The organism is Candidatus Binataceae bacterium, from assembly GCA_035294265.1.
Taxonomy (GTDB): Bacteria; Desulfobacterota; Binatia; order Binatales; family Binataceae; genus DATGLK01.
Genome location: DATGLK010000056.1, coordinates 1 through 14,748 on the forward strand (window position 1 = coordinate 1; position 14,748 = coordinate 14,748).

Genomic DNA, 14,748 nt, shown 5'->3' on the forward strand with positions numbered 1-14,748 from the left:
TGGTGGTGATCGTCAACTGGTTTAAGGGGCGCGGCGGCTTTTTTGGCGGCGTGGTCTCCTTCGGCTTCGGCGTGGGCATGACCCTCACCCCGCCCTTGCTGACCTTGGCGATCGCGCGGCTGGGATGGCGCCCTACCCTGCGCTGGATGGCTGTGCCAGCCTTGTTGCTGATGCTGCCCGCGGCTGTGATGGTGGTGCGTACTCGCCCTCCTCGCACGGCCAGCCCAGCTCGTCCTGCCGCCGGCGACGCTGATTATCTAAGCGGCTTTGAGCCCGCTGCGGGTTTACGTACCTCCGCGTTTTGGCTGATCGTCTTAACTCAGTTCCTCGGCACACTGGGATTTTCGGCGGTTTTCGTCCATACCATCACGTATCTGATCGGAGTGGGCTACACGCCGCAGCACGCAGCTTTAATTTTCAGCTCGCAAACCCTGGTCAGTTGCCCCGGCGTGGTCATCATGGGATGGCTGGGCGATCGGTATCGCCCGCAGCCGGTGCTGGCCATTTGTGCCCTGTTGATGGGCGGCGCTATGCTGGCCCTATTGGGCGCGGCCAACGCCCGTTTGGCGCCCGCAATGATTCCTCTCTTCGCTCTGTGTTGGGGCGCCGGAGCGGGAACCAACAACACCGTGCTGACGGTGCTGTTGGCCCAGGCGATGGGGCTGCGTCGGTTAGGTACCATGATAGGAATCAAATACTTCGTGGCTGCTATCTCAATGTCGCTGGGGCCGGTACTTTCCGGCCGCCTGTACGATCTGAGCGGCAGCTATACCCGGCCGTTCGAACTCGCCGCCCTGCTGATGGTAGGTTCGGCGATCGCGGTTTCGATGGTACGGATACCGGATCTGCCCGCGCTCTCCGCGCCGGCGCGCGTGGCCGAAGCCTGAGGTAAGCCGAATGCCAGCGGGCTGCGCCGGCCTTTGCAGCGGCGGTGCAGCCGCCCTGCACGGAGAATCAGCTTTTGGAAAAAAAGGACGCCAGCGGGCCGTCTCTTTTGCTATTCTTGATTTGGAGCTAGGGCGGGAGCGAGAGCAATTGTGCAAGAATATTCCGGGAGGCAAAACCTGGAGGGCGATGGGGTTCCCCGTCGGTAGTGGAAGGGGTCGCTAGACGTGTAGGCTTTGAGAGGTGGGTATCCCGGCGCCGCCAACAAAGGAGCACGTTATGAGTGTGATGAGCGTGTTAGGAAAAAGCGGTGATACCGAAATCCGCTGGGATCCGGACAGTGGTGAGGGTCTGCAAACTGCCAAGCGCACGTTCGACGAAAAGACTGCGCGCCATGGCTACTTGGCCTTTGTCGAAGGGCCCAACGGCGATGGGGTTACCATGATCCGTAGCTTTGATCCCAAGGCCAAATCGATCATTCTTGCCCCTCGGCTGGTTGGGGGTTGAGACTGCGATGTGGGCGCGAAGCCGCGCCCGGTGGCGTCGCTGGGCGCGGCGTTGGAGAAACAGGCTGGGACGCTTCCTGCCCTCGCAAAGCGAGCGCGAATTGTTCAGCCCGCGTATTCGCTACCTGGACCGGCATGCGGTCATCTATGCGCACGATTCGGCCAGCCGGGAACGTGCGGCGCAGCTATTGGCGCGCCATCTGACCAGCCTCCAGCGCCGTTGTTTGCGCAAACGGGGCTTCTTCAGCGTTACCGGCAGAAGCGGTCGCCGTTATCGCGTGTGGGCTCGCCGTCAGCTCCCCGTAGAACTGATTGACGGGCGCCACACGCGTGCCCATCACAAGCCCTGGCTGTACTGCATCACTACCGACGGCTTGGCTGACGGCGAGGCCACGCTACCGTTAGCCGATCAGATGCTGGAACTGAAGCTTTGCCTAGAGGCAGACGAGGAATATTTCCTGATTACCAGCAACCCCAACTTTATTGAGGGCGTGAACGAGAAGAACGAGTTGCTGCGCAAGAGCTTTCTGGCCTCGCGTCGCGTCTGAGTCCTGCCTCGCGGCCAGGCGTAGCTATCCCAACGAACCGTTGGCATGGCGGGTACGGCCGGTCAAAGCCCGGGCCAGCGCGGCGGGCAGCAGTGTGCGGATGAGGCGGGGATAGTTGCGTGCCTGGCGTGGGTCCAATCGGATTGCACGCCACAAGCTGCGGCGCGCTTGAGCGCGCGCGCCGGCACCCATTTCGATTAGCCCTTTGTAGGCCAGCGCGCGCGCCGCGTAGGCGCGGCTTTCGCGTAGCAAGGGCTCACCTGCTCCGCCGTAACGCGCTCGAATGCGGGTGGCGAGGAGCGCAAAATTGTTGGCGTAGCGTGCCGCTCGCTCGGGATTCATCGTGGCCTGATAACACACCAGGGCTTGGTTCAGGTACACGAATTCGCCCCGGTCGCGCAGCCGAACAAAGAACTCCGCGTCCTCCCATCCCGGACGGCGAAAACTCGGATCGAAACCGCCTGCGGCCAGGAACTCAGCCCGTTTGATGACCGCGGTGCTGGGCAGAATCGGCCACCAGCGCGCCAGCATCTCGGCGCGGGAGGGCGCGTGCGCCATCGCCGCCGGGACCAAAGGATGCCCGTCGGGCTGCATCGCATCGCAATAGGCCATTACAGCCCCGCTCTTATCGCGAAGGGCTCGGATGGTTAGTTCAAGCTTCTGTTCCAGCCAGCGGTCGTCGGCATCCAGAAAAGACAGATAGTCGCCGCGCGCCGCCGCCGCACCAGCATTGCGGGCCCGTGCGGGGCCCTGATTGTCCTGCCTGATGAGCGTGATCCGGTCGCCGAAGGAAGCAAGTAGCGTCGCGGTGGCGTCGGTGGAACCGTCATCCACCACCACAATTTCGGCTGGCCGGTAGCTTTGCGCCATCGCGCTGCTCAGGGTCGCCGCCAGCGTGGCGGCACCGTTCCACACCGGAATAACTATGGAAGCGAGCGGATTAGCCACGGCGGCCCATATTAACACAGCTCAGGGGCCCGGCGTATGGTGACCAGCGATGCCAATAGGCAGCCGATTCAGATAGGCTTGAGTGCCGATGGGGATGCGGATTCTATATACCGAAAGCCCGGCCTGGGAGGGGCCGCTGCGGGCGGGCGAGCAGATTATCGCGAGCGACAGGTTCACCCTGAGCAAGGACATCCCGCGCAATCGGGCCGGCCTCCTGGTCCTTGACCACTTTGGCGTGGTCTTCGTCAAGCGGATGGCGGCCGCATCGTGGGTGCGTGGAATCGCCTGGCGCCTGCGCGGTTCGCCCGCTGCCCGCTCGCTGCGCGCGGCGCGAGAGCTGGCACAGACCGGATTTCTGTTTCCGCGCCCCCTGGCCGCCGCCGACTGCCTCGCGACCGGCGCGATTCGGGTAAGCTGGCTGTTCAGCGAGGCCCTGACGCAGGCCGCGATGTTTAGCGTCTTTCTGGATCGGCGCCGTGGCGGTCAGCGTCTGCAATGGCGATGGCGCCGCGCGGTATTGGCCGCTGTCGCCACCACCATTCGCCGGATGCACGAGGAGGGGCTGTTCAGCTCTGACTTGCAGGAAACTAATTTGATGCTTGAAGGAGAGCCCGAGCAGCTTCAAATCTACTTTGTGGACCTCGACGGTTTGCGCCGCTTGCCCCGGGTCTCGTGGCGGCGGCGGCGGCGCAACCTGGTCCAGCTCGATCGCAGCGTGGGCCGTTTCCTGAGCCGATCCGAGCGGCTTCATTTTCTGCGCGCCTATCTCGGAACGCCATGGCCGCCAGCGCGCCTGAAATCTCTGTTAGAAAAATTGGCACAGGAGCGCGCCCACAAGGATCGGGTTTACGCGCGCCGGCGCCAGCTCGCGCGGCCGGGGCGCTTCGAGCATAGCGCTAACGATCATCGGACAGTGGGTCTGTTCGGTCGCCTAAGCACGCCGAGCCGGGTAAATCGAAATGGCCTTTTCGATCAGTAACCGCCAATACGATCAGCATACCGAGCAGATCCATTCCTCGGGCGGGGAGCGGCTGCGCGACCTGGTGCTGGGGCTCAACGACGGCCTGGTCGCCTCTTTTGCCGTGACCTCGGGGCTGGCCGGCGCCGCGGTGCTCGCGCGCATCGTCGTGATGGCGGGGTTGGCGGAGATGCTGGGTGGGGCGGTCTCGATGGGACTGGCGGCCTTCATCTCGGCGCGCTCGCACGTCGAGTTTTATCAAAGCGAGATCGAGCGCGAGCGGCAGGAGATGGCGCGCTGGCCCGAGCGCGAGCGCGAGGAAATTCGTCATATCTACCGCGCCAAGGGCTTTTCCGGCCGCCTGCTGGACGAAGTCGTCACTCATATTACGGCCGACCCCGAGCGTTGGAGCAACGTCATGATGCGCGAGGAGTTGGGACTCAGCGGCGATTTCGAGTCACCCTGGCGCTCGGGTATCACGGTCGGCTTGGCCTATTTGCTCGGTGCCGCGATCCCGGTCATCCCTTATTTTCTCACCAATGCCGGCCGCGGCTTGCCCTGGTCGGCCGCGGCTACTTTGCTCACCTTGTTCGCGGTCGGCGCGGCCAAGACTGTTATCACCACCCGGCCATGGTGGCGCAGCGGCCTGGAGAGCGCCCTGACCGGGGCGGCCGCCGCCTCCGCTACTTTTTTCGCCGGCCGCCTGTTCGCCTTGCACTAAGGTTATGTCTTGCGCATGACTTGTGCATCTGCCGCGCTTGGCGATTGCCTCTTATCTGCCGTGTCTTAACTCCGCCGGTTGAAGATGGGGTGGACGTCCGCAAGGTAGCGCTATTGGCGCGGTGTGTAGGAAGGGTCCGAAGTTGTCGCTGGGGTGTCGGTGGTTTCCTGGGAGCGCGGCGCAGGCGATTCAAAGGTGGGCTTGGGTCGCCACGCGGCGCGTAACAGCTCGCCGATCCGATGGGCCGCACGGCGCGCCCATTGACGTTCGCCTGACCCGCCATTGACCGGCACTGTCAGCAGCAAAGCAGCCTTCTGGAATTGATCCTGAGCTTGGTGGAAGGCCGCGTGGTGCGCGGCCAGGGAACGTCCCGAGGCTTGCTCGAAGCGATCGATAGCGTCGCGAAACGCAAATTGAAGTTGTGCCGAGTCTTGTTCCCGCGCTTGCAAAGCACTGGAGGCCGCGCCGATTTCGGCCAACGCCTCCTCCACGGCCCTGCGCTGTGCTTCCAGCAAGCGTCCGGCGTCAAGTTCCCACCGTTGGGATTCCGCCCGCAGCTTGCCGAGACCGTCTTCGCAGCGAGCCAGCGCCGCCTGGGAAATGACGATCATCCCCAGCATCTCCGTCAAAAGCCGGCGGTTAGTTTCGCTCTGGATGAGAGCGCCGCGCGCTTTCCAAAACGTGAATAGAGCCGCGATCAGGGTCAGTAACGGCACGATCCCAACGGCGGCGACGGCAAGGTCGAAGACAAAGTTCGGGTCAGGCGACATGGCAAAAATTTTTATAGTCACATGCCACCGTGGTCCAGTCTCGCCCGGCTAGCAATTTTGATGGTCAATCCAGAGTTTTGTGGCTCGACAAACCAAAAGCTGTACGCCACGTCGAACGAGTCCTAGGGGCTTGGACGGGATGGATCTGGTTGGTTGGCGTTTACCAGACCTGGAGCCGGACTCCCTGGGATGGAGGTAATGCTCAACTCCCAGTTGCGAGGCATGGTTGCGCCCACAACTCAAGGATTACGGGGTTGACGCAAGGTTAATTTATACGCCTGGATGGCAAATCCGGGACGGTCAATCTGAAACCGCTCTCAGCCCGAGACCGGTCAAGCTGAACATTGGTGAACGGCGCTTCGCGCTAGACTCTACAGCCTGGCCGCCGGCTTGAGCGAAAAAAGGAGCTTGCTTTGCGTCCAAGGTCACGATGAATATCGGCGTTTCGCTGTCCTTTACCGCGAATACGCCCAGACCGGAAGTGCTGGCGGCGCGGTGCGAAGAATTAGGCTTTGAAACGCTGTTCGTGCCAACCTTTTACGCTCTCCCCGCCAATTACGGTACAACCCTTTCTTCAAGCGAGGTATACGCCGGCGTGCTGGACTCATTTTGCGTGCTGCAAATGGCGGCCACGGTGACCAGTCGGCTCAAAGTGGGCACAGGGGTTTACCCGCTGCCGTGGTCCGATCCTTTCCATCTAGCCAACCGCGCGCGCACCTTAGCGCTCTACAGCGGAGGCCGCTTTGTGTTCGGCGTTGGGGCCGGAGAGAGCGACAATCCGGCTGGCGGGCGCGCTATGAGCGCGGCGCAGCGCTGGTCGATCGTGGCGGAATACGTGCGCGTCATCAAGCAATTGTGGAGCACGCCGCGAGCCGGATTTCGCGGTCGCTGGGTAAGCTTCGCCCCCCATCCCCGAGCGTCGCTGCTGCCGCTATGTCCTCGTCCACCGATTCTGATTGGAGCGGGCGCAGTAGGCCGGCTGGCTTCACAGCGCGCGCTCAGGAACACTGTGGCGTTAGCCGAGGGCTGGGCTCCGGTGGCAATCAACCCACGGCGCCTGAGCGGCCAAGTCGCGCGCCTCAAACGAATGTGCGCCGAGGCTGGGCGGGATTTTAGCACGGTGGATATAAGCGTGTTCGCACCCCAAGAGGCGCCTACGCCGCGCCGCACGATCGAGCTTTACGCTGCCGCGGGAGCCCATCGCCTGGTCTTCGTGCGCCAACCCCCTATGGTGTCGATTCAAGCGCTGGAACTGCTGGCGCGCAATTACCTGGCATGAAGTTGCGAGGAGCTATTTCAGGCTTTGGGCAGGTCGCTGAGTTGGGCCATCTGACGGGATGGCGGGCGACGGCGGGAGTGGAAATGGTGGCGCTGCACGAACCGCAGGCGGCGCGCCGCCAAGCCGCCTTGCGTGCCTTTGACGGCAAAATCCGAGTCTATGAAGACCTGGAGTTGATGCTGGCGGGCGAAGCCCTGGATTTTGTCGATATCGCCAGCCCCCCTGCCGCCCACCTCGGCGCGATTACCCAGGCCTTGGCGGCCGGCGTCCATGTGCTGGTGGAAAAGCCCCTATGCTTGCCCCAGCAGGACGAGGCGCGCTTGTTGGCCCTGGCCGACGACGCGCAACGCTTGCTGATGTGCGTCCACAACTGGAAATATGCGCCTGCTTACCGCCAAGCCTTTGAGCTGATAAAGGCCGGCCGACTAGGCCAGATTCGTCATTGCGCGATGCTGCGCTTACGAACCGCGCCCGCGGGCGGGGCGCCCTGGCGGCTCGACCCGGACCAAGGCGGTGGCATCCTAATCGATCACGGCTGGCACTTGGCCTACCTGATGCCCTGGCTGATCGGCGCCGCGCCTACTCAGGTCAGCGCTCGCATCAACCACCTTGAAGGGTTGGACGATGGCGCCGATTTGATGGTGGAGTTTGCCAACCTGGCGAGCGCGTACGTACATCTCTCCTGGCATGCGCCGATTCGTCAGACCAGAGCTATCATTTACGGCGACGCGGGTTGGCTAGCGATTGGCGAGGACGCCCTAGAGCTTCGCTCGCGCCAGGGAGCGACGGAATTTTTTCCGGTGACCGACGCCCCGGATGATTCCTACCACGCAAGCTGGTTTGCTGCCACTGCCGCCCATTTCCTGGCCGCCTTGGAGCAGGGTCATCGCGGTGCTTTGGCTCGGGACAATCGCGCCGAGGTCCGGGCTGCTCTTGCTTGGCTGCGCGCGGCGCAGGCCTCCGCCATTACTGGCCGGGTACAGGCTGTGGGCGGGTAGGGATTTACTGTGATCGGCGTCGCGCCCCGAGTAGCATGGATACTAGGTGCAAGCCGGGGGGCTAGCCGCGTCTTTGCAGCGCCCTCTTGACTTGTCTCAAGCGCCGGATAAGATTGCCATTGACCGACGGGTTAGGCAGCGCTTGAGCGCGAGTCTCTAGGGTTGCCCTGGCTAGCGAGTGGACCTGCAACTCGACAAGGGGCGGTCGCTCCCGGAAGACAACTGCTCCTGACCAAGGCAACGATGACCGAGGCAGCACGCACGCAAGCTCAGGATTCGCGTGACGAGATCCTGAAGGCGGCCATGCAATTGTTTGCAAGCCGGGGTTTTCACGAGACTTCGATGTCGGAAATTGCGCGCGAGGCGCGAGTCAGCAAGGCGCTGATCTTCTGGCATTTCAAGACCAAGGAAGAGTTGTTCATGGCGGTGCTGAGCCGCCTGCTGGAACCATACTACATTGATTTCGCCGACGAATCGGCGCAGCTTGACGAACGCGAGCAAATAAAGCGCCTTATCGAAGATTATGTTCTGTTTGTGCGCGATAACGCCGGTTCGGTAAGCTTCTTTCTGCGCCGCCTGATGGCGGAAGAGGTTCCTGAGGCCTTCACGGAGCAGATTCGCGGGCTGTATCAGGTTTATCAGGGGCTGCTTACCGACCGGATCCGTTGCGGACAGGAAAAGGGCTTGTTGCGTCGCACTTACCCGCCTGAGGCGATGGCAAATTTTTTGGTCTCGGCGCTTAACGGCTTGCTGGTTAATCTGCTCTTCGGAACCGGGAGCAGTTTCGATTTGGATGGTGCGGTGAGGATGTTATGCGAATTGTTGTTGGAACCGCCGGCGAGCCCGAACGCGATCGTTTAAGCAGGGGCAGGAGAGCGTAGGATTAATCATGCGAATGCCGCTTAAGTTAATGATGGATCTGGGGCGTTATGTGCGTCGGATGAAACGCGCTGGCAACCCCTATTTCCCTCTGGTTCTGATGTTGGAGCCGCTGCACGCCTGCAACCTGGCCTGTATTGGGTGCGGCCGCATCGTCGAATACAAGGACACCATTCGCGATCAGATGCCGCTGGAAGAGGCCCTGGGTTCGGCTCAGGAGGCGGATGCTCCGATCGTCTCGATCTGTGGCGGCGAGCCGCTGATGTACAAGCATATTGTCGCCTTGACCCGCGGTTTGATCGAACAGCGTCGCCACGTTCAGATCTGTACCAACGCCATCTTGCTGGAGCGCTTTGTCAAGCAGGTCGGGCCCGATCCGTATCTGAGCTTCAACATTCACTTGGACGGGCTTAAGGAAACCCACGATCGTGTGGTCGATCGCGCCGGCGTGTTCGACACCTGTGTGCGAATGATCAAAATGCTCAAGGAGAAAGGCTTTCGAGTCCAAACTAACAGCACCATTTTTCGCGAGACCAGCGCGGATGAGATCGAAGAGTTGGTCAAACTGCTGGCCTCGCTCAAGGTGGACGGGATGCTGCTGACCCCTGGCTACCACTACCAAGTTTTGACCAACGACATCTATTTGACCGGCGACGAGACCCCGGTGAAGTTTCGCCGAGTCAAAAAGCTGGCCGAGGATTACAAAATTATCAACACCCCGATCTATCTTGAATATCTGGCGGGCGAGCGCGATTTGCTGTGCAGCCCATGGACCACGGTGACGCGCAATCCGCGCGGCTGGAAGGGACCCTGTTATCTTATCACCAATGGCCATTACGCCACTTTCAAGGAGCTGCTCGGCGCCACCGACTGGGAATACTACCGCACCAAGCAGGATCCGCGCTGCAAGGACTGTCGGCTACACTCGGGATTCGAGGGCACGGTGGCGCTGGAGTTCGGGCACAATCTCAAGGATTCGTGGAAAATGGTTCGCCATTATGTAGCCTGAGGTCCACTTTCGGAAGCGACGGCTTGGCCGTCGGGTTTCCGCACTTTTGCAGCGGGTCTTATACCACCGATGCGAACTTCGACTTCGGCCCAGGGCGACGGCGAAGCGTCAGGCGCGCGCGCGCCGGCGCGCGCCGGCGCTTTTAAAATCGAGACTTACTTGCGCGCGCGCGCCCGCCTGATCGAGAACGAGCTGGCACGCTTGTTGGCCCGAAGTGAGGGGCCCGACGGCCGGCTGATGGAGGCGATGCGCTATAGCCTGCTGGCAGGCGGTAAGCGGTTGCGTCCCATCCTGGCCCTGGCAGCCTGCGAAGCTGTCGGCGGCAGCCGCGCACAGGCGATGGCCTTGGCCTGCGCGCTTGAGATGATTCACACCTATTCGCTTATCCATGACGACCTACCGTGCATGGATAACGATGATTTGCGCCGCGGCAAGCCGACTAATCACAAGATCTTCGGCGAGGCGCTCGCCACCTTGGCGGGCGATGGTCTGCTGACCGATGCTTTTGTGGTCCTGGCTCGCGCACCCTTGCCGCCGGCCGTGTTAATCGAGGTGATCGCCGAAGTGGCAAGCGCCGCCGGTGCGAGCGGGATGGTGGCCGGGCAGGCTTTGGACATCCTGTGCGAGGGGCAGGCTATCACTCAGGCGCAGCTTGAATATTTGCATGCGCGCAAAACCGGGGCACTTTTTCTGGCCGCCGTGCGCGGCGGGGCCCGGCTGGGTGGCGCGAGCGCGGCCCAACTGGCCGCGCTCGGCGATTACGGCCGGGCGCTGGGGCTGGCCTTCCAGGTTATCGACGACATCTTGGATGTCGAAGCCTCCACCGAGCAGATGGGCAAGCGCACCCACAAGGATGGCGAGCATCACAAGGTTACCTTTCCCTCCCTGTTGGGACTGGCCAAGTCCAAAGCATTTGCGCGCAAGCTGCTGCGCCAGGCGTTGCGCGCCCTGGAGCCGTTCGATCAACGCGCCCAGCCGTTGCGCGAATTAGTGGTTTTCGTGGTGGAGCGTTCGCTGTGAAGGTCGGCCGCCAAGCGCTGCTGACGGCGCCGCGCCAACTGGCCTTGCGCACGCAGGCGGTGCCTCGGCCCGGCCCCGGCGAAGTGCTGCTCGCCGTGCGCTGCGCGCTCAGTTGCGGTACCGATCTGAAGTTTTTTCGTCGCGGTCACCCGCTGTTCAGTTTTCCCTCACCGCTGGGGCATGAATTTGCCGGGGTGGTGGCCGCGGTGGGGGCGGGCGTCGATCGCTTCAAGCCTGGCGACGAGCTAATGGCGGCGCCCAGCGCGCCTTGCGGCCAATGTTTTTTCTGCCAGCGCGAGCAGGCCAACCTCTGCCCGCAGGCGATGGCGGTGATGGTGATGGGCGCCTATGCCGACTTCGTGCTGCTGCCCGCGCCGGTGGTGCAACGCAATGCTTTCCTCAAACCAGCCGCGCTACCCTTCGAAGAAGCCGCGCTGCTGGAGCCACTCTCCTGCGTGGTTCACGCCCAGGCGCTGGCGCAGCCGCGCGCGGCCGAAGTCGCCGCGGTAGTGGGCGCCGGGCCCTTCGGCCTGCTGCATGCGCTGATGCTCAAATACCTGGGGGTAGCCCAGGTGATAGTGATTGGTCGCGGCGATACCCGCCTGCGGTGGGCGAGTGAATTTGGCGCCGACCTGGTGCTCGACGCGCGCGGCGCTGACGTCGGCGCGGCGCTGGCGGCGCTCAACAGGGGTTATGGCCCTGACCTGATAATCGAGGCGACGGGGCAACCTCAGGGCTGGGAAGCGGCGATGAGCTGGGTGCGGCGCGGCGGGCGTGTAGTCTTTTTCGGGGGCTGTCCCAGTGACTCGATGGTGCGGCTGGACACCCGGCGCATGCATTACGACAATCTGACCCTGCTTGCACCCTTTCACTATCGCCCAGCCGACGTGGGGCGGGCCCGTGAGTTGTTGGTGGAAGGCACGCTGGGCGCGGCGCGAATCATCACCCGCCGCCGCCGCCTGAGCGAGTTGGCCCAGGTCTTCGAAGAGCTAGAAGCGGGTGAAGTACTAAAATGCGCCATTGTTCCCTGACCGTTAGCGCGCCGGAAGGTTGCGGTCGGTAAGGGAGTAGGTAAGGCGCTTGAGAGAAGGAGTTCGCGCAAAACGGTATGGACGACACGGCGCAGGAGCGGGAGCAAACGGCGGCAGCGGGAGAGCAGGGCGCCCACGACAAACTTGAGCGCGTCATCGAGCGGGCCCAAAGACGGCTGCTCGACTTGCAACACCCCGAAGGTTATTGGCAGGCCGCGCTGGAGGCCAACGCCTCGATGAACGCCGAATATATCATTTTCATGCATTTCATGGGTTGCGTGGAGGCTGAGCTTCAGGCCAAGCTCAGCAAGTACCTGCTCGAGGTGCAGCAGCCGGATGGGAGTTGGAACCTGTTCCCGGGCGGCGAGGGGTATTTTTCCACTACCGTAGAGAGCTACTTTGCCCTCAAACTAGCCGGCATGCGCGCCGGCGACGATAAAATCACCGCCGCCCGCCGCTGGGTCCTGACCCGGGGCGGAATTCCCAAGGCTGGGATGCTGGCCCGCTTCTATCTGGCGTGTCTGGGCCAGTTGGATTGGAGCACGACCGTGGCGGTGCCGGTGGAAATCGCTTTGCTGCGCCAGAGCTGGCCGGTCAATGTCTATGAGCTATCCTCCTGGGCGCGCGGGACCTTGTTTGGCTTGATGGTGTTGCAAGCCACCAAGCCGGTGGTCAAAGTCAGCTACGAGGCGGGCGTACTTGAGCTCTATATCGAGCCGCCCCATTTCACCAAGTTCAGCCTGCCCCGTGGGCAGCGCTGGTTGTCGCTGCGCACCGCCTTCAATCAACTCGACCGCCTGTTGTGGCTGTATAATCGCCATCCACTCAAAGGTCTGCGCCAGCGCGCGCTGGCGGCAGCGGAAAAATGGCTGCTCGACCATCAGGAGGCCAACGGTTCGTGGGGCGGAATCGAGCCTTGCTATCTGCTCAGCGCGATGGCGCTCAAGGGGTTAGGCTACCGCACCGACCATCCGGTGCTGGCCAAGGCGCTTTCGGCCACCCGCGAGTTGTTGTGGGATCTGGGCGAGGAGCGCACGCTGTGCACGCCGTGCGTATCGCCCAACTGGGACACCGCCTGGGCGGCGCGCGCGCTGCTGGATTCGGGCGCTCCCAGCAACCATCCGGCCCTGCGCAGCGCCGGTCAATGGCTGATTGACCATCAAATCTTCAAAGCCGGCGACTGGTCGGTTAAGCGGCCCAAGCTGGAGCCGGGCGGATGGGCGTTCGAGTTCTACAACGACAACTATCCCGACGTTGACGACTCCGCGGTTATCGTCGGGGTGTTGGCCGAGATTGCGATGGAGCAGTTGGAGGCCAAGCAGCGCGCGGTCGCGGCGGGTTGCAACTGGGTGATCGGGATGCAATCGCGCGACGGCGGCTTTTCGGCGTTTGACGCTGATAACGACGCCAGTTGGCTCAACAGTCTGCCCTATTCAGAGCTGGAAGTGGCCACCGATCCGACCTGCCCCGACCTCACCGGCCGGGTTCTGGAGATGATGGCCGCGGCCGGCTACCGCGCCGACCATCCGGCGGCCCAGCGTGCGATCGCCTGGCTGCGCCGCCATCAGTCATCCGACGGCTCGTGGTGGGGACGCTGGGGCGTCAACTACGTCTATGGCACTTTCTCCGCGCTGTGCGGCTTGCGCGCCATTGGAATCGCGCCCGAGGATGCCATGATGCGCCGGGGCGCGGCGTGGCTCAGAGCCAAACAAAATCCCGACGGCGGATGGGGCGAAAGCTGCCTGTCCGATCGCGACCCGGCCTGGCGCGGCAAGGGTCCTAGCACTCCCAGCCAAACCGCCTGGGGCGTGATGGGCTTGCTGGCTGGAGAAGTGACCCCCGGGGAAGCGCTGGAACGTGGCGCGCGCTGGCTAATGGAGCGGCAGAACGGGGCGGGAGGCTGGGACGAAGCGGAATTCACCGGCACCGGTTTTCCTAACCACTTCTATCTTCGCTACCACATGTATGCGCTGTATTTTCCGCTGATTGCGTTGGGGCGCTATCGGCGCTGGCTGCAATCGGCAGGCAGGTAATATCTCCGATGCGTACCATCGCTGTTCTGGGTTCGACCGGCTCGGTGGGGGTTACCACGTTGGACGTGGCGGCCCGCTTTCCCGAGCGCTTTCGCGTCGCGGCTCTGGCCGCTGGCCGTAATCTTGAACTGTTGGCGCAACAAATCGCCCGCTTCAAACCCGAAGTCGTGGCGGTAGCCGACGAGGCGGCGGCGCGCGCGTTGCGCGCCACGCTGAGCGGACAGCGACCGCTGGTCCTGACCGGTCTAGAGGGCGCCGTCGAGGTGGCAACCCATCCGGCTGCCGAGCTGGTGGTCTCGGCCCTGGTCGGGGCGTTAGGACTGAAACCTACCTTGCGCGCGATCGAAAGCGGTAAGGATATCGCCTTCGCCAACAAGGAAGTATTGGTAATGGCGGGGGAAATCGTGACCCGCGCGGCCCTTGCCGCGGGTGTCCGCCTGCTCCCGGTCGATAGCGAGCATAACGCCTTGTTTCAGTGTCTGGAGGGGCGTGCGCGCGAGAGTGTCAAGCGAATCATCCTGACCGCCTCGGGCGGTCCCTTCCGCACTTGGTCGCGGGAGCAGATGGAAGAGGCCACAGTGGTCCAGGCCCTCAACCACCCGATCTGGAACATGGGCCATAAGATCACTATCGACTCGGCTACCCTGATGAACAAGGGACTGGAAGTGATCGAAGCGCACTGGTTGTTCGGGCTGTCCGCGGAACGTATCGACGTGGTGATCCATCCCCAGGGCGTGGTTCATTCGCTGGTAGAGCTGGTTGACGGTTCGGTGCTGGCCGAATTGGCGATTGCCGACATGGCGATTCCCGCCGCTTTCGCGTTAGCCTATCCGGAGCGATTGCCGCTAGGCCATCTGCGCCCACTCTCTCTTTTCCAAGCCGGGCCGCTGACCTTCGAGCCGCCCGACCTGGAGCGCTTCCCCTGCCTGCGGTTGGCATATCAGGCGCTGGCCAGCGGCGGTACCACGCCGGCCTGCCTTAACGGCGCCAACGAGGAGCTGGTCGCGGGTTTTCTTGCCGGGCGGCTGCGCTTCGCTGAGATCTGGCGTCACCTAGCGACCATTTTGGAACGTTATAGCTCGCAGCCTGCACGAACCCTGGAAGACGTGCTGCAAGCCGATAGCTGGGGCCGCGCGGCGGCGCACGAGCTAATGGCGGCCTGA

15 protein-coding genes are annotated in these 14,748 nt (G+C 62.9%); 13 read left to right on the forward strand and 2 right to left on the reverse strand.

All coding sequences use genetic code 11. The features are described from left to right. The 3 genes from VKV28_09675 to VKV28_09685 form a co-directional block, all read left to right on the forward strand. The coding region (locus VKV28_09675; GenBank protein HLH77060.1) for an MFS transporter at positions 1-887 on the forward strand (887 nt) is incomplete at its 5' end. 277 nt (positions 888-1,164) lie between these two features. Continuing rightward, on the forward strand, positions 1,165-1,392 hold the full coding sequence (locus VKV28_09680) for a hypothetical protein (protein HLH77061.1): 228 nt from the start codon (positions 1,165-1,167) through the stop codon (positions 1,390-1,392). A gap of 100 nt (positions 1,393-1,492) precedes the next feature. Beyond that, entirely contained in the window at positions 1,493-1,939 is a 447-nt protein-coding gene (locus tag VKV28_09685; GenBank protein ID HLH77062.1) for a hypothetical protein, read from the forward strand. Positions 1,940-1,963: 24 nt separating this feature from the next. Here the strand turns inward: VKV28_09685 and VKV28_09690 are convergent, their stop codons facing one another. Further along, positions 1,964-2,887 (reverse strand): glycosyltransferase family A protein, encoded by a 924-nt coding sequence (locus VKV28_09690; protein ID HLH77063.1) that lies wholly within the window; start codon positions 2,885-2,887, stop codon positions 1,964-1,966. A gap of 88 nt (positions 2,888-2,975) precedes the next feature. On the opposite strand from VKV28_09690, the gene VKV28_09695 reads away from it, so the two are divergent. After that, positions 2,976-3,866: a lipopolysaccharide kinase InaA family protein gene (locus tag VKV28_09695; protein HLH77064.1), complete on the forward strand. Its 891-nt coding sequence runs from the start codon at positions 2,976-2,978 to the stop codon at positions 3,864-3,866. After that, positions 3,847-4,566 (forward strand): VIT1/CCC1 transporter family protein, encoded by a 720-nt coding sequence (locus VKV28_09700; GenBank protein ID HLH77065.1) that lies wholly within the window; start codon positions 3,847-3,849, stop codon positions 4,564-4,566. Before VKV28_09695 ends, VKV28_09700 begins: the two co-directional genes overlap by 20 nt. 110 nt (positions 4,567-4,676) lie before the next feature. Here the strand turns inward: VKV28_09700 and VKV28_09705 are convergent, their stop codons facing one another. Continuing rightward, positions 4,677-5,336 (reverse strand): hypothetical protein, encoded by a 660-nt coding sequence (locus VKV28_09705; GenBank protein HLH77066.1) that lies wholly within the window; start codon positions 5,334-5,336, stop codon positions 4,677-4,679. Positions 5,337-5,766: 430 nt separating this feature from the next. Here VKV28_09705 and VKV28_09710 point away from each other — a divergent pair, with 430 nt between their 5' ends. The 8 genes from VKV28_09710 (at position 5,767) to VKV28_09745 (ending at position 14,748) form a co-directional block, all read left to right on the forward strand. Next, positions 5,767-6,615, forward strand: a complete 849-nt coding sequence (locus VKV28_09710) for an LLM class flavin-dependent oxidoreductase (protein HLH77067.1) — start codon at positions 5,767-5,769, stop codon at positions 6,613-6,615. Beyond that, entirely contained in the window at positions 6,612-7,613 is a 1,002-nt protein-coding gene (locus tag VKV28_09715; GenBank protein ID HLH77068.1) for a Gfo/Idh/MocA family oxidoreductase, read from the forward strand. The genes VKV28_09710 and VKV28_09715 overlap by 4 nt, the downstream gene beginning before the upstream one ends. A 243-nt stretch (positions 7,614-7,856) precedes the next feature. Continuing rightward, on the forward strand, positions 7,857-8,474 hold the full coding sequence (locus tag VKV28_09720) for a TetR/AcrR family transcriptional regulator (GenBank protein HLH77069.1): 618 nt from the start codon (positions 7,857-7,859) through the stop codon (positions 8,472-8,474). A gap of 34 nt (positions 8,475-8,508) precedes the next feature. Further along, on the forward strand, positions 8,509-9,501 hold the full coding sequence (gene hpnH / locus VKV28_09725) for an adenosyl-hopene transferase HpnH (protein ID HLH77070.1): 993 nt from the start codon (positions 8,509-8,511) through the stop codon (positions 9,499-9,501). 69 nt (positions 9,502-9,570) lie between these two features. After that, positions 9,571-10,521 carry a farnesyl diphosphate synthase gene (locus VKV28_09730; protein ID HLH77071.1) on the forward strand — a complete coding sequence of 317 codons (951 nt, stop codon included), beginning with the start codon at positions 9,571-9,573 and terminating at the stop codon, positions 10,519-10,521. Then, positions 10,518-11,552 carry an alcohol dehydrogenase catalytic domain-containing protein gene (locus VKV28_09735; GenBank protein HLH77072.1) on the forward strand — a complete coding sequence of 345 codons (1,035 nt, stop codon included), beginning with the start codon at positions 10,518-10,520 and terminating at the stop codon, positions 11,550-11,552. Before VKV28_09730 ends, VKV28_09735 begins: the two co-directional genes overlap by 4 nt. 77 nt (positions 11,553-11,629) lie before the next feature. Further along, positions 11,630-13,585: a squalene--hopene cyclase gene (gene shc / locus VKV28_09740; GenBank protein HLH77073.1), complete on the forward strand. Its 1,956-nt coding sequence runs from the start codon at positions 11,630-11,632 to the stop codon at positions 13,583-13,585. 8 nt (positions 13,586-13,593) lie between these two features. Next, the gene (locus VKV28_09745) at positions 13,594-14,748 is read left to right on the forward strand and encodes a 1-deoxy-D-xylulose-5-phosphate reductoisomerase (protein HLH77074.1); all 1,155 of its coding nucleotides are present in this window, start codon (positions 13,594-13,596) and stop codon (positions 14,746-14,748) included.

Bases quoted from the DNA above. Each gene is read 5' to 3' on its own strand.
- VKV28_09680 (HLH77061.1), top strand. From the start codon at position 1,165: ATGAGTGTGATGAGCGTGTTAGGAAAAAGCGGTGATACCGAAATCCGC.
- VKV28_09695 (HLH77064.1), top strand. From the start codon at position 2,976: ATGGGGATGCGGATTCTATATACCGAAAGCCCGGCCTGGGAGGGGCCG.
- VKV28_09700 (HLH77065.1), top strand. From the start codon at position 3,847: ATGGCCTTTTCGATCAGTAACCGCCAATACGATCAGCATACCGAGCAG.
- VKV28_09705 (HLH77066.1), bottom strand. From the start codon at position 5,336: ATGTCGCCTGACCCGAACTTTGTCTTCGACCTTGCCGTCGCCGCCGTT.
- VKV28_09710 (HLH77067.1), top strand. From the start codon at position 5,767: ATGAATATCGGCGTTTCGCTGTCCTTTACCGCGAATACGCCCAGACCG.
- VKV28_09715 (HLH77068.1), top strand. From the start codon at position 6,612: ATGAAGTTGCGAGGAGCTATTTCAGGCTTTGGGCAGGTCGCTGAGTTG.
- VKV28_09720 (HLH77069.1), top strand. From the start codon at position 7,857: ATGACCGAGGCAGCACGCACGCAAGCTCAGGATTCGCGTGACGAGATC.
- hpnH (HLH77070.1), top strand. From the start codon at position 8,509: ATGCCGCTTAAGTTAATGATGGATCTGGGGCGTTATGTGCGTCGGATG.
- VKV28_09730 (HLH77071.1), top strand. From the start codon at position 9,571: ATGCGAACTTCGACTTCGGCCCAGGGCGACGGCGAAGCGTCAGGCGCG.
- shc (HLH77073.1), top strand. From the start codon at position 11,630: ATGGACGACACGGCGCAGGAGCGGGAGCAAACGGCGGCAGCGGGAGAG.
- VKV28_09745 (HLH77074.1), top strand. From the start codon at position 13,594: ATGCGTACCATCGCTGTTCTGGGTTCGACCGGCTCGGTGGGGGTTACC.